The organism is Paenibacillus sp. FSL W8-0186 (assembly GCF_037969765.1).
GTDB classification, from domain to species: domain Bacteria; phylum Bacillota; class Bacilli; order Paenibacillales; family Paenibacillaceae; genus Fontibacillus; species Fontibacillus woosongensis.
In genome coordinates, this window is record NZ_CP150207.1 from 1,843,069 (window position 1) to 1,867,533 (window position 24,465).

General features: G+C 51.7%; 20 protein-coding genes. 11 read left to right on the forward strand and 9 right to left on the reverse strand.

Features of this window, described 5'->3' with window-relative positions:
• The first annotated feature begins 8 nt into the window (after positions 1–8).
• Positions 9–1,310 (forward strand): PLP-dependent aminotransferase family protein, encoded by a 1,302-nt coding sequence (locus MKX50_RS08005; RefSeq protein ID WP_213589047.1) that lies wholly within the window; start codon positions 9–11, stop codon positions 1,308–1,310.
• A 67-nt stretch (positions 1,311–1,377) separates the two neighbouring features.
• Here MKX50_RS08005 and MKX50_RS08010 read toward each other — a convergent pair whose 3' ends face one another.
• Positions 1,378–2,145 carry a DUF2161 family putative PD-(D/E)XK-type phosphodiesterase gene (locus MKX50_RS08010; RefSeq protein ID WP_213589046.1) on the reverse strand — a complete coding sequence of 256 codons (768 nt, stop codon included), beginning with the start codon at positions 2,143–2,145 and terminating at the stop codon, positions 1,378–1,380.
• Positions 2,146–2,526: 381 nt separating this feature from the next.
• Here MKX50_RS08010 and MKX50_RS08015 point away from each other — a divergent pair, with 381 nt between their 5' ends.
• Both MKX50_RS08015 and MKX50_RS08020 read left to right on the forward strand, forming a co-directional pair.
• Positions 2,527–4,422, forward strand: coding sequence for a PrkA family serine protein kinase (locus MKX50_RS08015; protein WP_213589045.1), 1,896 nt, complete (start codon positions 2,527–2,529; stop codon positions 4,420–4,422).
• A gap of 208 nt (positions 4,423–4,630) precedes the next feature.
• The gene (locus MKX50_RS08020; RefSeq protein ID WP_213589044.1) at positions 4,631–5,650 is read left to right on the forward strand and encodes a globin-coupled sensor protein; all 1,020 of its coding nucleotides are present in this window, start codon (positions 4,631–4,633) and stop codon (positions 5,648–5,650) included.
• 56 nt (positions 5,651–5,706) lie between these two features.
• On the opposite strand, the gene MKX50_RS08025 is transcribed toward MKX50_RS08020, so the two are convergent.
• Together MKX50_RS08025 and yhbH are read right to left on the reverse strand one after the other, a co-directional pair.
• Positions 5,707–7,140, reverse strand: a complete 1,434-nt coding sequence (locus tag MKX50_RS08025; RefSeq protein WP_280530397.1) for a SpoVR family protein — start codon at positions 7,138–7,140, stop codon at positions 5,707–5,709.
• Entirely contained in the window at positions 7,137–8,300 is a 1,164-nt protein-coding gene (gene yhbH, locus MKX50_RS08030; RefSeq protein ID WP_213589043.1) for a sporulation protein YhbH, read from the reverse strand. Before yhbH ends, MKX50_RS08025 begins: the two co-directional genes overlap by 4 nt.
• 220 nt (positions 8,301–8,520) lie before the next feature.
• On the opposite strand from yhbH, the gene MKX50_RS08035 reads away from it, so the two are divergent.
• A complete protein-coding gene (locus MKX50_RS08035) occupies positions 8,521–12,153 on the forward strand; it encodes a PAS domain S-box protein (RefSeq protein ID WP_339159096.1) in 3,633 nt (1,210 codons plus the stop codon).
• 50 nt (positions 12,154–12,203) lie between these two features.
• Here MKX50_RS08035 and MKX50_RS08040 read toward each other — a convergent pair whose 3' ends face one another.
• The 3 genes from MKX50_RS08040 to MKX50_RS08050 form a co-directional block, all read right to left on the reverse strand.
• A complete protein-coding gene (locus MKX50_RS08040) occupies positions 12,204–13,058 on the reverse strand; it encodes a DegV family protein (protein WP_213589041.1) in 855 nt (284 codons plus the stop codon).
• Positions 13,059–13,084: 26 nt separating this feature from the next.
• A complete protein-coding gene (locus MKX50_RS08045) occupies positions 13,085–13,954 on the reverse strand; it encodes a DegV family protein (RefSeq protein ID WP_213589040.1) in 870 nt (289 codons plus the stop codon).
• 131 nt (positions 13,955–14,085) lie between these two features.
• Positions 14,086–14,493, reverse strand: a complete 408-nt coding sequence (locus MKX50_RS08050) for a hypothetical protein (RefSeq protein ID WP_213589039.1) — start codon at positions 14,491–14,493, stop codon at positions 14,086–14,088.
• Positions 14,494–14,673: 180 nt separating this feature from the next.
• On the opposite strand from MKX50_RS08050, the gene MKX50_RS08055 reads away from it, so the two are divergent.
• Positions 14,674–15,063, forward strand: coding sequence for a DUF423 domain-containing protein (locus tag MKX50_RS08055; protein ID WP_213589038.1), 390 nt, complete (start codon positions 14,674–14,676; stop codon positions 15,061–15,063).
• A gap of 84 nt (positions 15,064–15,147) precedes the next feature.
• Here MKX50_RS08055 and MKX50_RS08060 read toward each other — a convergent pair whose 3' ends face one another.
• The 3 genes from MKX50_RS08060 to mtnK all read right to left on the reverse strand — a co-directional run bounded on the left by MKX50_RS08060 (position 15,148) and on the right by mtnK (position 18,321).
• Positions 15,148–15,738 (reverse strand): hypothetical protein, encoded by a 591-nt coding sequence (locus tag MKX50_RS08060; protein ID WP_213589037.1) that lies wholly within the window; start codon positions 15,736–15,738, stop codon positions 15,148–15,150.
• A gap of 253 nt (positions 15,739–15,991) precedes the next feature.
• Positions 15,992–17,101, reverse strand: coding sequence for an S-methyl-5-thioribose-1-phosphate isomerase (gene mtnA, locus MKX50_RS08065; RefSeq protein WP_339159098.1), 1,110 nt, complete (start codon positions 17,099–17,101; stop codon positions 15,992–15,994).
• On the reverse strand, positions 17,098–18,321 hold the full coding sequence (gene mtnK / locus MKX50_RS08070) for an S-methyl-5-thioribose kinase (RefSeq protein WP_213589035.1): 1,224 nt from the start codon (positions 18,319–18,321) through the stop codon (positions 17,098–17,100). The genes mtnA and mtnK overlap by 4 nt, the downstream gene beginning before the upstream one ends.
• Before the next feature lie 286 nt (positions 18,322–18,607).
• On the opposite strand from mtnK, the gene MKX50_RS08075 reads away from it, so the two are divergent.
• The 6 genes from MKX50_RS08075 (at position 18,608) to MKX50_RS08100 (ending at position 24,444) form a co-directional block, all read left to right on the forward strand.
• On the forward strand, positions 18,608–19,081 hold the full coding sequence (locus tag MKX50_RS08075) for a Dps family protein (protein WP_213589034.1): 474 nt from the start codon (positions 18,608–18,610) through the stop codon (positions 19,079–19,081).
• Positions 19,082–19,280: 199 nt separating this feature from the next.
• Entirely contained in the window at positions 19,281–20,123 is an 843-nt protein-coding gene (locus tag MKX50_RS08080) for a PhzF family phenazine biosynthesis protein (protein ID WP_339159100.1), read from the forward strand.
• A 229-nt stretch (positions 20,124–20,352) separates the two neighbouring features.
• Positions 20,353–21,690 carry a hypothetical protein gene (locus MKX50_RS08085; RefSeq protein WP_339159102.1) on the forward strand — a complete coding sequence of 446 codons (1,338 nt, stop codon included), beginning with the start codon at positions 20,353–20,355 and terminating at the stop codon, positions 21,688–21,690.
• Positions 21,662–22,534 (forward strand): RimK family alpha-L-glutamate ligase, encoded by an 873-nt coding sequence (locus MKX50_RS08090; protein ID WP_339159104.1) that lies wholly within the window; start codon positions 21,662–21,664, stop codon positions 22,532–22,534. Before MKX50_RS08085 ends, MKX50_RS08090 begins: the two co-directional genes overlap by 29 nt.
• A gap of 56 nt (positions 22,535–22,590) precedes the next feature.
• On the forward strand, positions 22,591–23,331 hold the full coding sequence (locus tag MKX50_RS08095; RefSeq protein WP_213589030.1) for an iron-containing redox enzyme family protein: 741 nt from the start codon (positions 22,591–22,593) through the stop codon (positions 23,329–23,331).
• Positions 23,332–23,424: 93 nt separating this feature from the next.
• The gene (locus MKX50_RS08100) at positions 23,425–24,444 is read left to right on the forward strand and encodes a hypothetical protein (RefSeq protein ID WP_213589029.1); all 1,020 of its coding nucleotides are present in this window, start codon (positions 23,425–23,427) and stop codon (positions 24,442–24,444) included.
• The last annotated feature ends 21 nt before the right edge of the window (positions 24,445–24,465 follow it).

The following is a 24,465-nucleotide window of genomic DNA, read 5'->3' on the forward strand; positions in this document are numbered from 1 at the left end:
CGGATACATTGGAACGCTGGTTGGATTTGGGGCAAAGAAAGCAGCTATTGCCTTTTGGACAGCAGTTCGGCAGATGGAGCGACGGGACGGAGATGATATCCCTCGCGCTTTGCGGAGGCGACGGCGGGGAAGGCATCGCAGAGCTGGATGCAGTGCTGCGAAGGGCAAGGATGAAGCCGGAGCTTCCCGGTGCCGAAAGCGGAGGCGATCGCCAAGGCTGCCAGCCGCTGCGGGATTGGCTATCGGCCGCCTATACAGAAGAAGAGGGCTGCCGTACGGATTCAAGCCAGCTGCTGCTGACTGGCGGCAGTGCTGAAGCGATGGATATCATCCTGCGCTGGTGCCTGAACATTGGCGGCACAGTGCTGCTGGAGACGCCGGCGTCGCCGGAGATGCTGGAAGCGGTTCGCCAGCAGGGCGGTCAGGCTATTCTCATACCGTGCGATAAAGAAGGGATGCTGATAGAAGCGCTGGCGCGTGAAATTGAGAGAGAGCGGCCGTCGCTTATTTATGTCGCGCCCCGGTACTCCAATCCTTCGGGCCGGGTATGGAGCGAGCAACGTCAGGGGGACCTGCTGCGTTTGGCAGCCCGTCATGCCCTGCTGGTGGTTGAAGATGACTGTGCGGGAGCCATTCCGTTTAGAAGCAAGGCTGCCGGGGATAGGGCCGCAGAGGAACTGGCAGGGGCTGCAGCTGAACCGCAAACGCTGTATCGGCTGCGCCAGAAAGAGGCTCCCTTATCGTCCGGGGCTGAGGTGGTGGGCATCGGGTCATTTCAGGCTACGGCGTTCCCGTCTTTGCCTGTTGCCTGGATCCGGGGCAGCGAGCGCTCGATTGAAGCATTGACCCATATCCGGACCGCCATGCGAAAACGCTTGAAGGCTCCGGATATGGAGAAGGCGGCCTATGAGCAGCGTCTCTATGCGCTGCTCAGTGCTCCGGCGTTCTCTTGGCCGGAGCATGCCGCGCGGCTGGCGGCGGAGTATGCCGCCCGACGCGCAGCCATGCTGGAGCAGCTACGGGAGCAGCCCGCGTGGCACGGCGCCAGCTTTGAAGAGCCGCAGGGCGGGCTCTTCCTCTGGCTGCGCCTGCCGCCGGGCCTGTGCTCCGAAGCGCTGCTCCGCGCGGCGCTGCCGAAGGGCGCCGCGTTCATGCCCGGCGCGCGCTGTTACGCCGCCGGGGCCGGGGCACCGCCGGATGGGGACGCCATCCGGCTGACGTACGCGGCGCACAGCGCAGCGCGGCTGCGCCGGGGCCTGGCGCGGATCGCGGAGGCGATCGCGGAGTTCACGGCGCGCGGCCTAGGCTGAGCGGAGGCGAAGCTCCGGCGGTACTTGGCCGTGCCCGGCTGCGGTGCTGGCAGGGCTTAGCGCCTGCTTAATCGTCCGCCGGCTCCAAGACCTCCGCCGCCGCGGCAGCCGCTGTCGCGCCCGCTGGCATGCCCTCAATGACGGCGGCATACTCGTGCAGCGCCTTGACGCCGGCCGGTGTCAAGGCGTAGCGCCCCCGCGCTACCCGGTCGAACCAGCCGTAGTAGTTGCGCTGCAGAATATCCGCCGCCGTGCCAACGCCGCTGCTGGCGCGAACCTCGCGCGGCGCCATGATGCCGCCGTCCCGCAGCGCGCTGGCGACCCGCAGGGCCCGTTCGCGGTAAGCTGTCACCAGCTTCTTCCCATGGCTGCCGCCGACATTGTAGTCCCCGCTTCGCTCATGGAACTCATGCAGCAGGCGCGCTGCACGTGTCTTGATAACTTTTGGGGCGGGGACAAATACTTTATCGCCAGGCGAGCATAACACCTCGATAAACGGGCTTTTTGTTTTATAGCGGGTCACCGTGATCAGGCCGAGGCCAAGCTTGCGGCACAGAAGGGTGATCTCGTTCCACTTCTGATTATGCGCTCCCTTTTTAGGGCGATTGCGCTCTACGGCCAGATATACCTCGCTGCTAAGCTTTTGTCTCTCCAGACCTTGAAGCAGCAGCGAAAGATTGAACGTCTTCTTCAATTCGACGATTAGCGGCTCCTCCTGGTCCGGATGGATGCCGACGAGATCGCAGTGGCGAACCTCGCTGCGAATGACGTAACCCCGCGCCTCAAAAAAGGCTTTCAGCGGAGCATACAATTCGGTCTCATGCTGAACGGCCATGATCCGATCTTCCTTTCTGCAGGTTGCTGGGTGCTAGGATTAAATTATATCATAACCCAGCTTTTGCTATGGAAGGTAATCCGGCGCGTATTTTAACAATCCCAATTATTCCGATGGAAATATTTTTTGGCGCTGAAAATGGTCAACTTCTTCCTTCGATCCGCATAGGTATGTAATACGCTTTTTCTAAAAACATAGATTGATCCATCTCCAGTCTGATCTGCTGCTTTACGCAAGCAAAAGCAGTTGAACGCGGTCTGTCCACGGAGTAAACGCGTTGAGATAGACATTTCATTTTACATGGAGGCTCCAGTTAGTTCAGCAAGGATCACCGGTCGGGGAGGCATTTTGCCCCAAGCGGAAGTACAGGAGGTACCGAACATGGACATTTTCAGACGTATTGCAGCTTACCGTGCGGAAAGCGATTCTCTGGCATGGAGCGGCACTTTTAAGGACTATATCGAGCTGTTGGCCAAGGATCCCTCCCCTGCTATGACTGCCCATGCCCGAGTATATGAAATGATTGAGTCATACGGAATCGAGGAGGTAAACGGGCGCAAGCGGTATAAATTTTTTGAACAGGAAATCTTTGGCCTCGATCAGGCGATCGAAAAGCTGGTGGAGGAGTATTTTCATTCGGCGGCCCGGCGTCTTGACGTGCGCAAGCGGATTTTATTGCTGATGGGACCGGTAAGCGGCGGGAAATCTACACTGGTCACCTTGTTAAAAAGAGGGCTGGAGAAGTTCTCCCGAACCGACAAAGGTGCGGTTTACGCGATTTCGGGCTGCCCTATGCATGAGGACCCGCTGCATCTGGTCCCGCATGAGCTGCGCCCCGAGGTGGAGCAGGCGTTGAACGTTCGGATTGAAGGCAATTTATGCCCCGTCTGCCAGATGAAGCTGAAGACGGAGTACGGCGGAGATATCGAGCGTGTTGCCGTGGAGAGGGTGCTGCTTACGGAAGAAGGGCGCGTCGGCATTGGCACCTTCAGCCCCTCCGATCCGAAGTCGCAGGACATTGCCGACCTGACGGGGAGCATTGATTTTTCTACCATTACGGAATACGGCTCCGAATCCGACCCGCGGGCCTATCGCTTCGATGGGGAGCTAAACAAGGCTAATCGCGGCATTATGGAGTTTCAGGAGATGCTGAAATGCGACGAGAAGTTCCTCTGGAATCTATTGTCCCTGACGCAGGAAGGGAACTTCAAGGCTGGCCGGTTTGCGCTGATTAGCGCTGACGAAATGATCATTGCTCACACGAACGAATCGGAATACAGGGCCTTTATCGCGAATAAGAAAAATGAGGCGCTGCAGTCGCGGATGATCGTCATGCCGATCCCTTACAATCTCAAGGTGTCGCAGGAGGAGAAGATTTATGCGAAGCTCATCGGCCAAAGCGATATGAGGCACGTGCATATTGCTCCCCATGCGCTCCGCTCGGCCGCCATATTCTCGGTCTTGACCCGGCTGAAGGAGACGAAAAAACAGGGCGTCGATCTCGTGAAGAAGATGCGCCTGTACGACGGGGAAGAAGTCGAGGGTTATAAGGATGCCGATCTGAAGGAGCTGCAGAACGAATATTTGGAGGAGGGCATGTCCGGCGTCGATCCGCGGTACGTCATCAATCGCATATCCAGCGCGCTCATCAAGCAGGATTTACACTGCATGGGAGCGTTGGATATCCTCAGAGCGATTAAGGATGGACTTGATCAGCATGCTTCAATTACGAAGGAGGAGCGCGAGCGTTACCTCAATTTTATCAGCATCGCCCGCAAGGAATTCGACGAACTGGCCAAGAAGGAAGTGCAGAAGGCGTTTGTCTACTCTTTTGAAGAGTCGGCAAAAACACTGTTCGAGAACTATCTTGATAATATAGAGGCATTCTGCAACTGGAGCAAAATCCGCGACCCGCTGACCGATGAGGAGCTGGATCCCGACGAGCGGCTGATGCGGTCCATCGAGGAGCAGATCGGCATCTCCGAAAATGCGAAAAAAGCATTTCGCGAGGAAATTCTGATCCGGATTTCGGCCTATTCGCGGAAAGGGCGTAAATTTCAATACAATCATCATGACCGGTTGCGGGAAGCGATCGAGAAGAAGCTATTCGCTGACCTGAAGGATATCGTCAAAATTACGACGTCCACAAAAACCCCGGACGAAAATCAGCTCAAACGGATCAACGAGGTCAGTAAGCGGCTGATCGATGAGCACGGCTATTGCCCGGTTTGCGCGAATGAACTGCTGCGTTATGTAGGCAGCCTGCTGAACCGTTGATTCAGCAAATAGGCTGATGAATTCGCAACTCTCTGCTAGAATTGGATGGGCTCAATTCTAGCAGAGTTTTTTGTGCTGGGTATTTTATTGTTAAATTATTTAATATTGGTCTTTCATTATCAGGGAGTAGAGGGTTATACTAGTAAAAAAGTCGCTGTTAGAAATGTCACAAATAAAAAAACATTGACTAGAAGGAGTATATTTTAACATGATTGATCTTTCTCCAGCAAGAGCTAAACAGGTTGCATTCATCGGCATAACCGAAAGTGATCTCGACTTATTAAGGGACTATAGACCTATATTTGAAAAAGTAGTCGAAGAAATAGTGACTCGTTTCTATGAGCATTTGCAGCGGGATCCGGAATTGCTAGACCTGATTAATCGCCACAGCACGATTGAGCGGTTAAAGCAGACACAGCGCCAATACTGGCTGTCCCTTGCTGAAGGAATATTGACGGAGCCGTTTATCGACCAGCGTATCCGCATCGGAAAGATCCATTCCCATATCGGCTTGTCCACGGATTATTACCTGGGAAGCTATATGGTCTATCTGGATTTGGCTATCGAGCTTTTGAAGCCGCTTGCAGGAGAGCGCTGGACAGCTGTAACGCACGCTTTGTCCAAAATGTTCAATCTGGACTCCCAGCTTGTGCTGGAAGCTTATGAGAAGCAGGAGAAGAACAAGCTGGAGGTCGTCGCAGCCGAGAAGGACAACCTGCTTAAGGCGGTAACGGAAGTAACGCAGGAGCTTACGGGAATGATCGCCGAGCTTAGCGAAAATTCACGAATTATCGCTGCGGCAGCCGAGGCAACGGCAGCTTCGCAAGAGACCGCACATGGGCTGGTGGAGCAGCTTCACCAAGAAATCGGGGAAATCGATGAAATGAGCTCTTCGATCCGCGAAATATCCGACCGTACGCATTTGCTGGGGCTTAACGCTGCGATTGAAGCAGCGCATGCCGGGGAGAACGGCCGGGGGTTTGAAGTTGTGGCCGGAGAGGTCCGCAAGCTGGCTCAAAGCTCGAAGCAGACGCTGCTGCATATTCAAGGCCTGGTGGAGGGCATCAAGAGCAAGCTTGACCACATCCAGCAAGAATCCGAGGGAATGGCAATCAGCGCCAAGCAGCAGGCGATGAACTCGGGCGAGCTCTCCATGTTCGTGCAAATGATCGAGAAGGTAGCAGATGATTTAACCCGGCTTCAGAAGGGGGAACAGGCCGAGGCTTGATTTCCCGCTTATGGCCATGAGATGACCCGTCCCTTGAATGGGACGGGTCATTTGTGTCATATCAGCTTGCGGTAATGCTTCTCGCCATCGTAGCTGAATATTGCCTTCTTGCCTTCGACAACCGTTTCCAGATGCACCGTGCGGCCCCAGAGCCGCTGTACGTACGGCAGCGTCCGTTCCAGGTATTTCAGGTCCAGCTCGATGCCCTCATATTGATGCTTGAGCACGAGCTCGCCGGCCCGGTTGAAATTACCGTCCTGGACGACGATGTAAGGGGCACCTCCGTTGATTCTGGATTCCACCAGCTGGTCCCGGACGTTCTCCCAGGACTTATCGGTAATCTTCCATTCTGGTCCCTGCTTCTCAAAAATATACAAGTCGAGGTCCTGCACGAGCTGTTTGGTCAAATAGCTGCGAAGAAAGGAGGAATCAGAATCCAGCTCGCGAACCTCGAAAATTTTCTCGCGGCCTTTGCCGCCCTCGCGGCCAAACCGCCGCCGCTCCTCCTCGGTCGGCTGGTCCCAGCGCCGTTCGATATCTTCGAATATTTTCAGACCCAAATAATAGGGGTTCAAGCTGTGCCTCGACGGCTGTACGACTGAGGCGTTAAGCTTGGCGTATTCTACCGTCTCCTCGCTGGTCAGGTTCAGCTCGCGCAGAATGCGTTGATGCCAGTAGGAGGCCCAGCCTTCATTCATGATTTTCGTTTCCATTTGCGGCCAGAAGTACAGCATTTCTTCCCTAAGCATGCTCATGATGTCCCGCTGCCAATCCTCTAATGATTCAGCGTATTCCTGGATGAACCACACGACGTCCTTCTCCGGCTCTGGCGGAAAGTTGGCCTGGCTGCCTTCAGCCTTCCCGGCACTGCCGCCCTCCTCGAGACCCCAGAGATCCTCATAAGGGCCTTGAGGCTCCATCTGCTGGCCAGCTTCTTTGGCTCTGCGGATTTTCTCCTCCGTCTGCTGCCGTTTATCATAGCGGAAAGGGCGGATGAGCTGCGGATCGACATGCTCCTGAATGGCGAGCACGGCGTCAATGAACGATTCTACCGTCTGGGCGCCATGTATGAGCTCATATTTGCTGATGCGCTCCGCAGTCGCCGACATGCTCTCCACCATATCCCGGTTCGTCGCCGAGAAACGCATATTATTCTTGAAGAAATCGCAATGAGCGAGCACGTGAGCCACGATCAGCTTGTTCTGGATCAGGGAATTTCCCTCCAACAGGAATGCGTAACAGGGGTTGGAATTGATGACCAGCTCATAGATTTTGCTCAGGCCGAAGTCGTATTGCATCTTCATCTTGTTGAAAATTTTGCCGAAGCTCCAGTGGCTGAACCGCGTCGGCATGCCGTACGCGCCGAAGGTGTAGATGATATCCGCCGGGCAGATTTCGTAGCGCATCGGATAGTAGTCGAGTCCGAATCCGTCCGCAATCTCCATGATTTCGGCAATCGCATGTTCCAGTTGCTTCATATCCTCGCTCAACTGGCTTTGCCTCCTTCCCGGCGATGGAAAAACCGCTTCAACGCGCTGTAGACCTCGCCCTTATCTTTGATGACGTAGTACATGAACTTCTCCTGCTTAATGTGGCGATAGGCCGACATCAAAGTGCTTCCACGGTTATATTGATTGACCTCCCCATAGCCGAACATGTTGCAGCGCTCCAGCAGCTCGCCGATGAGCTTGAGGCAGCGGTCATTGTCCGAGGTAAGGTTGTCGCCGTCGGAGAAGTGGAAGGGATAAATATTGTAGCTGGAAGTAGGGTAGCGGGAATCGATGATCTCCAGCGCCTTCTGGTATACAGATGAGCATATGGTGCCTCCGCTTTCACCCCGGGTGAAAAATTCTTCTTCGGTAACTTCCTTTGCTTCGGTATGATGGGCTAGAAATACGATTTCGACCTTCTCATACTGCCGTCTAAGAAACCGGGTCATCCAGAAGAAGAAGCTGCGGGCGCAGTATTTCTCAAACGTTCCCATCGATCCCGAGGTATCCATCATCGCGATGATGACGGCGCTTGATCTGGGCACGATGACGTCCTCCCAGGTCTTGTAACGCAAATCGTCCGGAGAAATGCCATGAATTCCGGGTGTCCCTGAGGTAGCGTTGCGCTTAAGGTTCTCGAGAATGGTGCGTTTTTTATCAATATTGGACATGAGCCCTTTTTTACGGATATCGTTGAAGCGGACAGCGACACTATCCAGCTCCTCCTTGTCCTTCTCCTCCATAAACGGCAGCTCCAGCTCGTCGAAGAGCAATTCCTCCAAATCCTCGATGCTGATTTCGGCTTCGACAACGTCTTGCCCGGCTTTATCGCCCGCTTTGCCTCCTTTGTCGCCATCCTTCGGACTGTCCTCAGCGAGTATGTCTCCTACTTGGCTATCACCGTTACCCTGTCCAACGTGCTTATGTTTTTGATAGTTATGGATAAATCGGTATTCCTCCAAGTTGCGGAGCGGGATTTTGACGATCCCTTTACCGTCGGACATGATTATGCTCTCCTCGGTAACTAGATCGGGGAGATTCTGTCTGATGACTTCCCGTACCTTTTCCTGATGGCGCTGCTGATCCTGGTAGCCTTTACGGTGAAGCGACCAGTCTTCTTTGGAAACAATGAATGAGTACGGGCCAGGTGCATGTGACATGATGAACACCTCCCAATAGAATGGTTGGAAACAGTGAGAGTGGATGTAACTAAAGTATATTCAGGAGAGGGAACGATATGTGAGGGAGAAAGTTTAGTTTGCCTGAATCGGCAGGTGAATCATACTCGCGGGAGGGATAGGTGTTGGGTCCCTGTTCATCCTCTAATACAATTTGTTAAAATTGGTATATCGACAAAATGTGAGAAAAGGAGCCCTCACTGTGATCAACGATAAAAATGGACTACTTCGTCAATTGCTATCAGAAGGGGGGACGTACAAATCCTTGTATGTCAATCACCCGGATGCCATTTGTGTCATTGATGTGGAAGGGAATTACGTGGATGCCAATCCGGCCACCGAAAGGGCTACAGGTTATCCGTCTGGGCAATTTCTGCGGCAGCCGATCGGATGGTTGCTTTGCGAGCAAGGAAGGAAGCAGAAGGACGAATACTTTAGGCAGGCACTGAAAGGCAAGTCCGGGAGCTTTCAAGCCTCCTTCAAGCACAGGGACGGTCATACTTGCGATGCCTGCATCACTTATGTTCCGATCGTTCATGAAGATGAAGTGGTCGGGGTATTTTTGATCTCGAAGGATATTACGGAAGTCAAGGCCGTTCAGGAAAGTCTGGAGCAGTCGCGGCAGCTATACGAGCTGGTATCGAACTATGCGGAGGATGTCATAGCCTCTACCGATCTGGAGGGCAATTGCCTGTCGATCTCACCGGCGATCCGGAATTTGCTAGGCTATGAGCCCCATGAGCTGATCGGAAAAAATCTTCGGCATCTTATAATACAGAATGAAAGCAAAACAGCAGAAGAGGAGGGCAGCTGGGACAATGACCGCTCCGTATTAATTAATTTGGTCCAGCATAAGAACGGCGGGGAAGTATGGGTCGAAACTAGAATACGAATCATTTACGATGAACATGGCGCTCCTTCGAAAGCGCTTGCAATAGCGCGGGATGTCACGGCCCGGCAAGAGGCTGAAATCAAGCTGCGCAAAAGCGAAGAGACTTTGGCGCAAGCCCAAAGGCTTGCCGTCATAGGCTCGTGGGATTTAGACATGCTGACCGGGCGATTCTCAACCTCCAATGAATTCAACCGAATCTTCCGGCAGAAGTTCCGCACCATGCCGGAAATGAATGAGGCGCTGCGCAAACGGCTTCATCCCGTGGATGTTCCTCTTTATGAACAGGCGATGAGCGATATATTGCAGGGTGTCCCTTACGAAATTACGTACCGTATCATGCTTGAATCGGATGAGCTTCAGGTGATTCGTTCCCAAGCGACGATAGAATGCGATTCAAGCGGCGCACCTGCCCGAATAATCGGGGTAGTGCAGGACATTACCGACCGCCAGAAGATCGAGGCGGCCCTTAGGGAGAGCGAGCGCCAGTTCAGGCTGATATCCGAATATTCCATGGACTTGATTTCCCGTCATACGGCGGATGAAGAAGCCGTATACTTATTCGCTTCGCAGTCCTCGGTAAGCCTGCTGGGCTACGAGCCGGAGGAAATGACAGGCCGCAGCGCTTATGAATTCTACCATCCGGAGGACGTGCCGATGGTGAAGGAATACCTGGAGACGCAGATGAAGTCCCGCAAAGTATACACAGTCACCTACCGGATACGCTGCAAAGACGGCCGCTATATCTGGTTTGAAAGCACGGGGAGGTACAGGTATGACCAGCTTACCGGCGAAATCGACGAGATGATTGTCATCTCCCGCGACGTAACGGAGCGTAAAGAAAGCGAGCGGCGTCTGCAGGAAAGTCAACAGCGTTACAAATCGCTGTTTGAATACAGTCCGGCCAGCGTATATTCCATGGATCTGCACGGGCGGTACCTCACGCTGAATTTCAATTTTGAGCTGCTGACGGGATACAGCCGGGAAGAGCTTACTACGATGTGTTTCCATGATCTCATCGATCCGGCCGATCTGGTCAAGACTGTTCACCATTTCGAGCTGGCGAAGGAAGGGAAACCGCAAACCTATGAGACCGCAGTCATTCACAAGGACGGAACCCATATAGCGATCGCTGTGACAAACGTGCCGATCATGGTCGATAAGCGTGTTGTCGGGGTGTATGGTTTAGCCAGCGACATTACGGAAAGAAAGCGTTATGTGGAACAGATCGAGAAGCTCAGCTATCTGCATTCGCTGATTTTGGGATCGGTGTCCGAAGGGATATACGGTCTCGATGAGAGCGGCAGGACGGTCTTTATCAACAAAGCAGCAGCCGATATGCTTGGATATGAACAGAAGGATTTTATCGGAAAGTCCAACCACTCCTTGATTCATCATACGACCAGCGATGGGTCGGATTATCCGGCAGAGCTGTGCCCGATCTTTCAGACCATGCAGGACGGTATTTCGCGGGCGGTAAAAGAGGATGTGTTCTGGCGAAGAGACGGCTCCAGCTTCCTGGTGGAGTATACGGTAAATCCGATGATTGAAAGAGGGCAGATCGTGGGTTCTGTCGTGGTCTTTCAAGACATTACGGGGGAGAGGGAGATTTTACGGGCGAAAGAATCGGCTGAACGAACGGCGCTTGCGAAATCAGAATTTCTTGCCACGATGAGCCATGAAATCCGCACTCCGATGAACGGCGTTATCGGCATGACAGATCTGCTGCTGGAAACGGAGCTTAACGAGGAGCAGCGATATTACGCCGACATTATCTCCAGCAGCAGCCATGCGTTATTGGCCATTCTGGACGATGTGCTCGATTTCAGCAAAATCGAAGCCGGAAAGATGGCGCTTGACTATGAGCAGTTTGATCTAAACGCCTGCGTATTGAATGTTGTCGAGCTGTTTCTGCCCAGTGCGGATAAGAAGGGAATTCAGCTTGCCTATCATATCGCTCCGGATGTGCCCGAGCATATCGTAAGCGACCCCGTAAGACTGCGGCAAATTCTCGTGAATTTGATCGGCAATGCATTGAAGTTTACGGAGCAGGGGGAAATAAGCATCAGTATTATCAAGAAAGAGACATTGACGCCCCCTGCGGTGCTGCTAGAAGTCAGCGTGAGCGATACGGGGATCGGCATACCGGAAGATCAGCGGCATAAATTGTTTCAATCCTTCTCCCAGGTTCACCCCGCCATTAACCGAAAATACGGAGGAACTGGGCTGGGATTGGCTATTTGCAAAAAAATGGTCGAGTTGATGGGCGGATCTATTACTGTGGAGAGCAAGGAAGGGGATGGTTCGACCTTTCGCTTTACACTCATCAGCGGAGAGCGGGAAGTAGAGCCGGATTGTGAAGGGCTTGCGCTGGGACAGCAGCTGGAGCTGCCAGGCTGTCCGGAGAAGCAATCGTCCTCCGGGCCGAATTTCTGCCCAGACGGAGCGGGACAGGGAATCTCCGCCACCGTGGCTGTGAACGAAACGGCTGCAGCGCGTGAAGCGGGCTTGGAGCGACCGGCCTTTCCCTTGAAGCAGGAAGAGCTTCTCTCGGTGCTTGTTGTCGAAGATCACCCGGTGAACTGCCAAATTTTCGTCCACATGCTTGAGAAGCTTGGGCTTGCGCCTGATGTAGCCCATAACGGCGTTGAAGCTATGGAGGCTCTATCCTCAAGATCCTATGATCTCATATTTATGGACATCGAAATGCCGGTGATGGATGGGATCAAGGCGGCCCGTCTGATCAGGCAGTGGCTGCCGGTGGATCAAATGCCGGTCATCGTAGGCATGAGCAGCAGCGAAGTCATTGAGCAGCAGCGCGAGCGTTGTCTGGCCAGCGGTATGACGATCCTCTTGCAGAAGCCGCTTTGCGATCACGAGGTTGCCCTTCTGCTCCTGGAATGGAGCAGAAGGCTTGGTAAAGCATGTCCTGAATTAAAGGAATAGAGGAACAAGCCGGCGATCGGATGATGGATCGCCGGCTTGTTTGCCGTGGGTTATTGTATCGATTTCGTATATAAAATGCCAATCGTCTTGGCGCCGCAGTGGCTGGAAATAACACAGCCTGCATCCGAAATAGCCACTTCCCGGGCTTTCGTCTTCGACTTTAATATTTGCTGCAGATGAATGGCGTCATCCTCGGCCAAAGAATGAGTAATGAAGATAAGGTCGTTATCCATGTCATCGACTTGTGCCAGCGCATTGTTCAGCAGCTGATCGAGCACCTTCTCCCGGCTGCCGCGGATTTTGGAGACAGGAGTCATCTTACCATCGATAACCTTGATAACCGGCCGGATTTTCAACAGGCTTCCCACAAGGTTCTGCATGCCTGAGCATCGCCCGCCCTTATATAAGTAGTCCAGCGAGTCGATGACGAATTCCGTTTCCACCAGGGGTCTTGTTGTCTCCAGCAGGTCTATGATTTCAGCTACGCTGCGCCCTTCGGCAGCGGCTTTCACCGCCTTCATGACAAGCAGACCGATTCCGGTCGACAGGTTGCGCGAGTCGAATACAGTGACCTGATCCTCTTCGAACTCTGCGGCGGCAATTAAGGCGTTCTGGTAAGTGGAAGATAATTCGGACGACAGGCTTATGTATATAATTTGCTGGCCCTCCTGAACCGCAGGAGTGAAAGCCTGGATAAAGTCGGCTGGAGATGGAGCCGCCGTCTTCGGCAAGCGCCCGCTTTTCGCAACTTTGTTATATAGCTCGGGGGTCGTCAGGTCAAGCCCGTCCTTGTACATCTCGTCGTCAAACGTAACATACAGCGGAACGATCCCGATCCCGTACTCTTGGACCCATGCTGCAGGCAGATCGCAGGTGCTGTCCGCAAATATTCTAATGGTTCGCAAAGTGATCCCTCCAAATGAATTTCGGATTATCCGATCCGGTCTTCGGAGCCCTTGTGCATATACATGATCGCCACGGTATGGGGACCGCAGTGGCTGGAAATGACGCAGCCTGCTTCGGCAATCGCTACTTCCCGCACCGGGGTCTGTTCCCTGAGAATGGCGGCGAGCCGGCGAGCCTCTTCCTCGGCAAGGGTATGGGCCACGATAATTAAATCATCGTCCATCTGCTCCTTTTTGGCAAGGGCGTTATCGAGCATTTGCTGAACAGCCTTCTCTTTTCTGCCGCGGACTTTGTAAGCTGGAATAATGCTCCCGTCGACGACTCTCAGCACGGGACGAATCTGGAGCAGGCTGCCGATAAAGTTCTGCATGCCCGAGCATCGGCCGCCTTTATACAGGTACTCCAGCGTATCGATGACAAACTCCGTGTTGACCAACGTTCTGGATCTTTCAAGCAAAGCTACAATTTCTGGACCGCTCTGGCCCTGCTGGGCAGCCCTGACCGCTTTCATCACGAGCAGGCCAATCCCGCTGCACAAATTAAGCGAGTCAACGACATGGATCCGTCCTTCAGGAAATTCGCCTGCGGCAATAAGCGCGTTCTGATACGTTGATGACAGGCTGGAGGAAATGCTGATATAGACAATATCCTGCCCTTGCTCGACATATGGAGCAAACGCATCCATAAAGTCTTTGGGAGAGGGAGCCGTCGTCTTCGGCAGATTCCCTGCGGCTGCGACTCTTTCGTAAATGCCGACCGGTGTAATGTCGATGCCGTCGCGGTACGTCTTGTCATTAAAAACGACATATAGCGGAATAATGCCGATGCCGTATTCATCGATCCAAGACGCCGGCAGGTCGGACGTGCTGTCCGCAAAAATTTTAACTTGTGCCATAAGTATCCCCTTATTTCAGATAGTCCAGCTTTATTTTAACAAAAAGCTTGCATGTTTAACATCTCCAATAAATTGCCCCCGCGATAACTTGGATAGATTACCGCGGGGGCAAGCTGTGTAATAACTTAAACCTACTGTAAAGTACCGACGATATAAAAGAAGATGATCATCACCACAGATAGTGAGGATAGCACTGTTCCGATGATGGCGAATACTTTTTTGCGGTTTTTGAGGACGAGTCCTACGATACCAAGAATGAGGGCGATTAAATTAATGATTCCTGCCCCGAAGATGGCAATGATGCCAAGAATCGCTGCCGAGCTATCCATCAAGGCCTCCTCGATGTTAGCCGGATTATCAATAGCCTGGCCAATGGCCGCGATAATTAGAAAGAAAGCCGCGAAATAACCGAGCAGTGCAAGAATGCTCATAATGAATGAGGCGATGCCGAGCCCTGAATGCTTCAGAGGGGCCAGGGGCTGAGCCGCCGCCGCATGCTCATAATTAGGGCCAGGTTGTGCCCCGGGTTGATAATTCATTAATAATCAAGCTCCTTTGTAGAAATTTGGTTATGTTAACGTATAATCTTCCATAGATTCGGCCAAAAATCAAGAAAAAAATTCATGATCGTCCCAGTTCTGGCAATCGGGCAGCGGACTGGGTTATGATAGGTAAGCGAGTACTGAATCGCTTATTTTTATGTGGGGAGGGGTAAGGATATGCAGCGAAGAATGGCCGGAACCGGGGCGATCATCATGTTACTTGCAGTAGCCCTCGGAGCCTTTGGCGCTCATGTGCTGGAGCCGATCATTGCAGATTCGATGGATACGTACAAGACAGGGGTCCAATATCATATGATTCATGGATTGGGAATGATCCTCGCTGCTCTGGCGGCCGGTTTGTGGGGCGACAGCCGCAAGCTGCGCTGGTCTGCGCGATTATTTCTGATCGGGATTATCTTATTTTCAGGCAGTCTCTATTTGCTCGCGGTGACGGGATGGAAATGGCTTGGTCCGATTACTCCGCTTGGAGGGGTATCTTTTATAGCAGGATGGCTTATGCTTGCGTTGTCCGCCTGGGAACAATCCAGTGCTCAAATCAGCAAATAGGCATGAATGCAAAATGCTGCGCCGTCGTCAGGACGGCGCAGCATTCATTATGATTGGGCATTTAATTTAGAAAAGGCCTGTATTCTACGTTTCCATGAAATCAATGACTTCGCTGAGCATGAACGTATATACTTGTTTCTCGTCCACATGATATACGTTGATGGCATAGTTCTCTGACTGGAAATTCAGTATCCGGCAGGGGATGCTCATCCGTTCCCCATTGCGATTGACCAATATGCGCACCAGCCGATTCTCGGAAATATATTTCTGGATCCAATCTTCAAAATCCCCGCTCATAGCTACGGCTGCGAAGCTGTCTTTGGCGGTCGGTGCTATTTTTGGTTTATCTGCAGCTTTTGATTTCTCGGCAGGCTTCGCCTTGTCAGGTAGTTGGCCGGATGCCTTGTTGTCGGCCGCACCTTGCTTGTCTGGCGTATTCGTTCCAAGCCGTTTGTATGTTTTGGAGATGAAGGACTGCTTCTTGGCAGCGAGCAGGGACTCGATGATTTCCCCAAGCTCTATCCCCGAATTGATCCGATAATCGATAATTTCTTCCCCGCCGTTAAGGATCTGCAGCAGCGATTGGAGTGCAACGGCATTGGATTTACTCTTCACTAGGATTTCCACATTGAATAAATATCCCAATTGTTCATGATCATTGTTATTATTGTCCATAGTTCCCCCAGATAGACATGTTAAGTCTCGTTCACTCCTAGTTACAAGATAATAAAAATTACCCATTAATCATAGCATCGCTCGCAGGACAATAATAGTCCTAAAGAATCAAAATGAAACTTTTTTTATGAAAATATCAGAAAGATAAAAAAACTGAAGTGAGTTCTGTTTACGGATAAGGCAAGAAAAACCACTATGAATAGTGGTTTTCCCCGCTAGAGAACATGCGTTTTCTGAAAAACTATGAAAATCCTTAATCCGCCTTTTTAAAAAGGGCGGCTAAATTGTCTTTAAACGGCGGTTTGACGACTCCCTTTTCTGTTATGATCGCTGTGATCAAATGATGCGGAGTAACGTCAAATGAAGGATTAAACACTTTGATGCCAGATGGAGCTGTGCGTTTGCCGAATCCTTCCGTCACCTCGTGCTCAGGCCGTTCCTCAATCGGAATCAGCTGGCCGCTTTCCGTTTCAAGGTCAATCGTTGACAACGGTGATGCGACATAGAAAGGAATATTGTGTGCCTTGGCCAGGACGGCAAGGCTGTACGTTCCGATTTTGTTGGCAACGTCTCCGTTGGCAGCGATTCTGTCGGTTCCGACGATGACGGCATCAATCCAGCCTTTAGACATCACGAGTCCAGCCATGTTGTCGCAGAGCAGGGTAACATCGATTCCCGCCTGCTGCAGCTCGAATGCGGTCAGTCTAGCGCCTTGAAGAACAGGCCTAGTCTCGTCGGCATAGATTTTCAGATCAATGCCCTGCTCCTGGGCGAGATAGAAAGGGGCAAGAGCTGTACCGTATTTGGCAGTCGCCAGTCCTCCGGCATTGCAGTGAGTGAGGACGCCCATTCCTGATGCAAAAAGCGGCAGCGCATGCTCTCCGATTTTCCGGCATACTTCCTCATCTTCCCGGTGGATCGCTATCGCCTCGGCCAGCAACCCTTCATTGCGCTTGGCCTGATCGGCATGTTCGGCTGCGAGCTGCGCTGCCCGCGCATTCATCCGGTCAAGCGCCCAGAACAGGTTGACTGCGGTTGGCCGCGAGGTGGCCAAATGTTCAGCTACTGCCGTTACATGCCCGAGCCAATTGTCGCTGTCTCCCTGGCAGGCATTTGCTCCTAAGACTACGCCATAGGCTGCTGCAATGCCGATCGCCGGTGCTCCACGCACCTTCATGGCATGGATGCCGTCCCATACCTCCTCTGGCGTTGTCAGCTCCAAGAACACGATTTCTTCAGGAAGCAGCCGCTGGTCAAGCATCAGGAGCTTGCCGTCTTTCCAGCGGAGACTAAGCAGCGGCTCTCGGCTTTGCCGGGCTGCCGGGCTGGAATTCAATATTCCGCTATGTTGTCCGGTGGTCATACGTTAGCGCCCTCCTTGGCTGCGGCTGCTTTAGCCCATTCGATCACTTCGGCGATGGAAGCTGCTGATCTGCTGCCTTTGATTAGCCGTTTTCCGATTTCCAAGGCTGTTACCTTGGCCTGACGGCGGGAGAGCTCGTCATCGATCGTGTCAATGTCCGCCACATGGGATAATCCGACGATTCGGCGGATTACCTTGCAGCCCGCAAATCCGATAGCGTCCTTGCGGATTTGGTCGATGTAGAGATCCTGATAGCCAGGTGTCTTGGACATGATATCTATGCCGTCCGCATCCCAAAACTTGCGGAAATTAAGTTCGAAATGATTCCACACGCCGACAATTGTCGTGAGAAGCCAAGAACGGCGCTCCTGCAATACTTCGTCATTGCTGCTCCAGCCGGGCTGCGCTGCATAATTCAGCAATAGATTGGCGATGACTGCGCCGATATCGAAGCCAATTGGACCGTAATAGGCGAATTCAGGGTCAATGACCTTGGTTGATTCGGGCGTTATGAAGATGCTGCCGGTATGCAGATCGCCATGCAGCAGCGCTTGACCCTGCGTAAGAAACTTCTCTCTGAGCAGGGCTACTTCAAGGTGCAGAGCATGATCCTGCCACAGCTTCTCTGCTTCTGCCCGAATGTCTTCGGTAAAGCTGTTATTTGCGGCATCTCTGTATGGATCCTCGAAGATCAAGTCCTCGGTAATTTTGCATAAATCCGGATTGATGAACCTTGCGGATTGAAGCTTCTTCTCCTGCTGATTCATGCCGAGGTCGGAGGTGTAGAACAGGGTTGTGGCGATAAATCGGCCGATATGCTCCGCAAAACGGTCATAGGTGTTTCCGGCGATCAGACCTTGACGCATAATCGTATAGCCGGACAAGTCTTCCATAACCGTTATGGCCAGCTCGTCATCGCCTCCATAAATCGCCGGAACGAGATCCGGGCAGAGCCGGTGCTGAATTTCCAGCGCATTGCGTTCGATGCGGGCTCGATCAAGGCTGAGCGGCCATGATTCGCCAACCACCTTGGCATAAGGCAGGGCTTGTTTTATAATCAGGCTCTTGTTTTGCTGCGGGTCGGCAACTCTGAATACCAGATTCAAGTTGCCGTCACCGATTTCCTCGCAGGACAGCGCGGCATCAGCCGCGAAAAAGCCAGGAATCGACTTGGCATAGGCAGTAGCATCTTCTAGGGAAAAGGGACGGTATGAGGACATGGTAAAGCACCTCCAGATGATAAAAATATGTTTTTAAATTGTTTCTATTTTAATTATAGAAAACTTCATTAAAATTAGTTTAAAGTTAGTATATCGGAAAAGTGTGATATTATCATTCTTTTTTTCAAAGAGGTGTAATTTAAATTGTTTCGCCTAACCCAGGGTCGGGTATGATACTTATATGGTACCTGGAAGCCTGGTATGTAACTTTCATTCACTTCAGGCATGATTTGCATGCTCTAGGGTGAATATATAAACAATCACGAAAGAAATGAGGGACTGTATTATGGCTAAAGCTGATTCCAAGTCTGCAAGCAAGGCGAGCAAAACAAGTTTGGAGCAGGTTTTAAACGAGCAGGTCGCTAACCTGAACGTGCTGTATGTTAAGATACACAACTACCATTGGTATGTGAAGGGGGAAAACTTCTTCACTCTGCATGTCAAATTCGAGGAGCTCTACAATGACGTTACGGAAAAAATGGACGCCATAGCCGAGCGCCTGCTGACGATTAAAGGGAGCCCGGCTGCAACAATGAAGGAGTATCTGGAAATTGCCACGATTCAAGAGGCTTCCGGCAAGGAAGACGAACGCGCCATGGTTCAGGCGCTGGTTGAGGACTTCGCTACCTTGTCCGAGTCGTTCCAGGAAGGCATTGAACTGGCCGACAAAGAAGGCGATGAAGCGACAGCTGATTTGCTGACCGGCTTCAAAGGTGATTTGGAGAAGCATATGTGGATGCTTCGCACGTATTTAGGGTAATTGCACGCTGGAGTACAAAGCAGGGCTGGATCGCCAATCGATCCAGCCCTGTTTGTTTTGATCGTCCAACAGGCATTTCCCCCTGCGAATATATAGCCCATAATGATCTAAAAATTGAAAAATAAGGTTGACAGATTATGAAGAGAAGGTAGTATTGAACTACGATGGTTTGTAGCGTGAAAGGAGAGGGCGGATCGATATGGCGCAGGATGTTCATACATACAAGGTATTCACTGATGATGCCAGCCAGGGAAATGCGGCTGCCGTTATCGAGTACGGTGGCTGGTCGGATGCAGAACTGCTTGAATTAGCGAGGCGTTCCGGTGCGCCTGTTACGGTGTTCGTGCAGTTTGGCAGCGCTCAGGAGCGGGATGCTGTCTTGCGATATTTCTCCACTGAGAAGGAAATGACGTTTTGCGGACACGGGACACTGGCAGCCGCCGCCTATATGATACAGCAATGCCAACTTGATCGTTTGCAAGTCATTACCGGGTCGGGGACGCCTATCGTCATAACAAAATCCCCCCAGGGCCATTATTATTTTAAGACTGAACGGGCCCGCCGTCTGGATATGATACCGGACCTGATCGAAATAGCTCATATGCTTGGAGTGGAACCTGGCGATATTTCTGAGCAAGCGCCTTTTGGTGCCGCCAGCATCGGTTCTCCCAAATTGCTGGTTCCTCTTTGTCATTTAACGCATCTGGATGCAATGGCTCCTAAGTTCGAGGAAATCGAGGAATGGAGCCGGAGGCACCGTGTAAACGGAGTATATGCATATGCCATTCAGCAAACGAAAGAGGAGGCGAAGGACGCGGGGGCTCTGTATGTCCACGCCCGCGGCTTTAATCCGTTGTTTGGCATTCTGGAGGATGCTGCCACTGGCGTAGCGGCCGGGGCGCTTGGCGATCTTTTGTTTCAGGAGGGAGGGCCGTCAAAATATGTTTTCGTACAGGGCAAGCATGTTGGCGCCGAAAGCGAAATCCGCGTCATGGTCACGGCCGAAAGTGTGGAAATTGGCGGCTCTGTGCTGCATTTATAGTATAACGGCTTACTAGGTGATAGTTAGCGATATATAAAAACAGTGTTTTCGAAAGAGAAATCTTTATTCTTTCAAAAGCACTGTTTTTCTTTGTTTAACTCTATTTTTATATATAAATATATAAATTTGATTTTAAATAATTCAAAAAATAGCAACATTTTACAATGGAATATGATATATTAAATACAAGTAATAGATAATATGGCTAAAAATGGATCGGAGGAAACTAATGAATACGATTCTTCCAACGTCACATGAACTAGACGAAATGTTTAGCCAAGCAGGACGAGTTCTAGCCGCCAAGCCCAGAATCATCGTATCGCCGCAAATCCGGAGCGCCGCAATGATGAAGCAGGACGCCGCTGCGACGGAGAAGCTGCTGGACCTGATAGAGTTAACGATCGAGCGATTGTTCGGCGGGGATATGGTGCGGGTAGCCCGCTGGCTAGGCTATTCGGATACGGTGCTGCGCTGGGTTCAAGCCAGTCCGCGCCTGGACAGACGGCATGTACTTGTACGCAGTGACATATATGACGATCAAGGTCAGCCCAAAATGCTGGAATTAAACTTGGGAAGCAGTGTAGGCGGGCTGCTGGAAGCTTCCTTTCATTCAATCCTGCTTAAGCTGCCATCGGTTCGTGAGGCCGTTCGCAAGCAGGAGGCTGAATGGTTGGAGCCGCTAAGCGAATGGGCTTGGCTTGTGGTCAGGTCGTTTCTCTCGCATTACACAAATCCGCTGATGGCTTTTGTCGAAAGCGACTTTTCGATGCCCGCCATGCAGGCGACGCTGAACGACATCGCCGACCGGTTTCATGAGATCACCAAGACACGGGTAACGGTATGCACGCCGAAGGAGCTTGAGCGGCGGAAGGATGGACTTTATGCCAGGGGCGAGAAGGTAGATGTCATTTACCGTCTATTCGATCTGGAGGATTTGCAGCGGTCTCCCTCTGAGTTTGAACATATACTTGACGCGCTGGAGGATCGCCTTGTAGAAATGCCGATGGGTTTCTCCTGCAGGATTGCCGGCAGCAAGGCATTGTTCGCCCTTCTGTCCGATCCTGCATATCAGACAGGCCTTTCAGTGGAAGACACCGAATGGGTCAGACGGCATATACCCGAAACCAGACTGCTAACTACTAGGAATAGAGCTTATGCTCTGCGCGAGAGGGAACGATTGCTCATCAAACCTGCAGACGGATACGGCGGGGCAGGCATCATCTGCGGCTGGGAGGCGTCTGAAGCCGAGTGGGGCACCCGTATTGCTTCCTATTTGTCCTCGGCATCCCAGGTAGCGAGGGCTGTCGTACAGGAAAGGATTACGCCTTCTACCGGGCCCGTTGTTATAGCGAAGCCGGGAGGTGCCGTTTATCAGGAACAGGCTAGTATTTTATGGGGATGCTATCTGTTTGGAAACCGGCATATCGGGCATGTTTTACGGACAAAAGAGATCACGGAGAGTTCCGTAATCAATTACGCGAACGGAGCAGCGATAGGTCCAGTCTTTTACAGCGAAGAGAGAGAAAGGACGGATGCCCGTGCAATCGATACTGATTTTATGCCGTGAAGAAACGCCGGATGTCACCGAACTGGCCGCTGCTTTAAATGGAAGGGGACTTGATACGATTTGCGCAAGACCTTATGAAATTACGGTAGACATGGATATGTCAGGCACCCGCTTTAAATTCAATGACCGGACGCTGAACCTGGCTTGCGTGCTGGGCTGGGTATCGCTGTCTCAGCGCGAGTACGGGCTGTGGCTGCTGAAAGCTTTTGAAATATGCGGGATCCCGGTAATTAACGGCTCAGATGTTCTCGGCAGCGGCCAAAATAAGTTCCTGAACTCGGTTTTGCTTACAGTGCATCAAATTCCGCATATCCCTACCCGGTTTATCGGCTCTTGTGAGCAATTGGAGGAAACAGCGGAAATATTAGAATTTCCCCTCGTACTGAAACCTGTAATTGGTGCAAAAGGCGAGCAGGTGGTGCGAGTTGATGATATAAACAGTCTGAGAAACCTGGCCCCTTATTACCTGCGGGATCATAAGGCGCTATACGTCCAGGCGTGCTTGGACAAGCCGGGCAGGGATATCCGTGTCAGAGTTGTGGATTATATAGCAGAATTTGCTTTTTTTCGATATGCAGTCGATGGGGGCTTTTTGACGAATTTGTCCAGCGGGGGAACCTGGGAGCCTTGTCCTCTTACACCGAGGATGATCGAGCTGGCCGAACTGTGCTCCCGCATATTTCAGGCACCCGTGGCAGGTGTCGATTTACTGGAAGTGGACGATGACGATTATGTTGTCATTGAAGTGAACACCACGCCCGCGATTACTTGGCCGCATATGGAAACTGTCAGGCATGTGGCTGATTTAATCGAACAGAGGGTGCACTTATCATTTCGGCGCTAGGTCCGGGATGGTAGTTCATCATAAATTTCAAAATTTCGTGATAAGGAGTGATTGGAGTGGTACTAAGTCCGGATCAGTTTGTGGAGAAGCTCAAAACTATTGTCGAGGAAAACAAGAAAATTACCCATCCGCTTTATCAGATTATTATGAAAGGGGAAGCAACACCGGAGCTTTTGAAAAACTTTGTGTTGCACCGCTATCATATCAAAAGCTTCTGGACCCGCAATATTTCGGCTATTCATTCAAAAACTCCAGATGTCGAAGTACGCAAGGAGCTCGCCGAGAACATTTATGAGGAGGAGACCGGCCAGCTTACTGGAACGATGCGGCATCTTGAACTGTTCTTCAAAATTGGCGAGCAATTCGGTCTGACGTGGGAGGACATTGAAAACTGCGATATTCTCCCCGAATCCGAGGCAGTCATAGAATGGAACAATAAGGTTTGCGGGCCGGATCATCATTTGGTAGAGGCTGTAGCTGCATTGATCGTCTATATGGAAGGGCAGCCGCCAGTTACTTGGGATGGACGAACGATGAATGAAGCGATGAAGCATTTTTACAACCTGAACCAGGAAGGCGTGCAGTATTTTACGATCCACAGCTCCAATGATATGGAGGTGGAGGAGGATCATGCGGAAGCCGGATACAATATTCTCCGCAAATATGCAATAACCGAGGAGTTGCAGGAGAAGGCAATCGCAGCCCTGTATAAATCGATTGAAGTACGTATGAAGCATTTTAGTGCGATCCTTCGAATAACCGGAATTGAAGCGGAAGCAGAGCCCGTTCTTGGATAGACCGTTCCAGACAGTTAATAGGAAGTCCTTGCGATAAGGGTTTCCTATTAACTGATTTATCTAAGGAATCCCTCATATACGAAGGAGGATTTTATGGCCCAGCTGATAGATGTAACCTTGCGAGACGGCGGATACGTTAATGGTTTTGATTTTTCGTTAGAGGCTGCAAAACACATTGTAAGCGGGCTGCAAAAGGCGGGTGTGGACTGGATCGAGATCGGCTACAGGAACGGCCCGGCCAAGGGAACGGCGGGACTGGGCATGACGGCAGCTACGAATGATGATTATATAGCGGCATTAAAGGAGTTTGCACCGCTCGCCAACCTGGTCGTCATGCTGCATCCGCACAACATTCAAGCCGAAGATCTTCAGTCCCTGAAATCGCTGGGCGTGTCGCTCGTGCGCGTATGCCTGAGGCAGGATCTCTTAGAGGAGGGGCTGGATACGATTCGGGAATGCACAAGGATAGGGCTGTCTACCTCGGCGAATTTTGTGCGGATCACTTATTTTACGAGCCAAGAAATAAAGCAAATGACGCTGAAAGCGGAGGCAGCCGGGGCAGACATCGTCTACTTTGCCGATTCCAATGGGCACTTGGTGCCAGATCAGGTGAAATCGATTGCCGATGTCCTGAAGTCCACGTTGACGATTCCGGTTGGCTTCCATGCGCACAACAACCTGTCCATGGGTCTGGCCAATACGGTAGCAGCGCTGGAGTGTGGCGTGGATTGGGTAGACAGCTCCTTGCGCGGCATGGGGAGAAGCGGCGGGAACCTGGCTACAGAAGTGTTCGCCGCCTATATGGAGCGCTGCTTCGGAGCCGCCCGCTATAAGCTGATTGAAATGATGGACACCGCGGAATTTGTACAGGAAGAAATCCTTCTGTCTGAACAATATATGACACCGATGACCAAAGATATTTTGTTTGGCATGATGAACTTCTCGACGGATTTAAAACAGTTGATTATGGATGCATCTCTACAGCACAACGTGTACTGGAAGGAGCTTGCATATGGGCTCGGCACATACCCCCCGGATAAAATCACCGGCGAGGACATTGCTTTTATTGCTTCCCGAATCAAAAAAAACAATCGGGAGCTGCAGCATCTGTGAGGTGATTCCAGGTGAATAGCC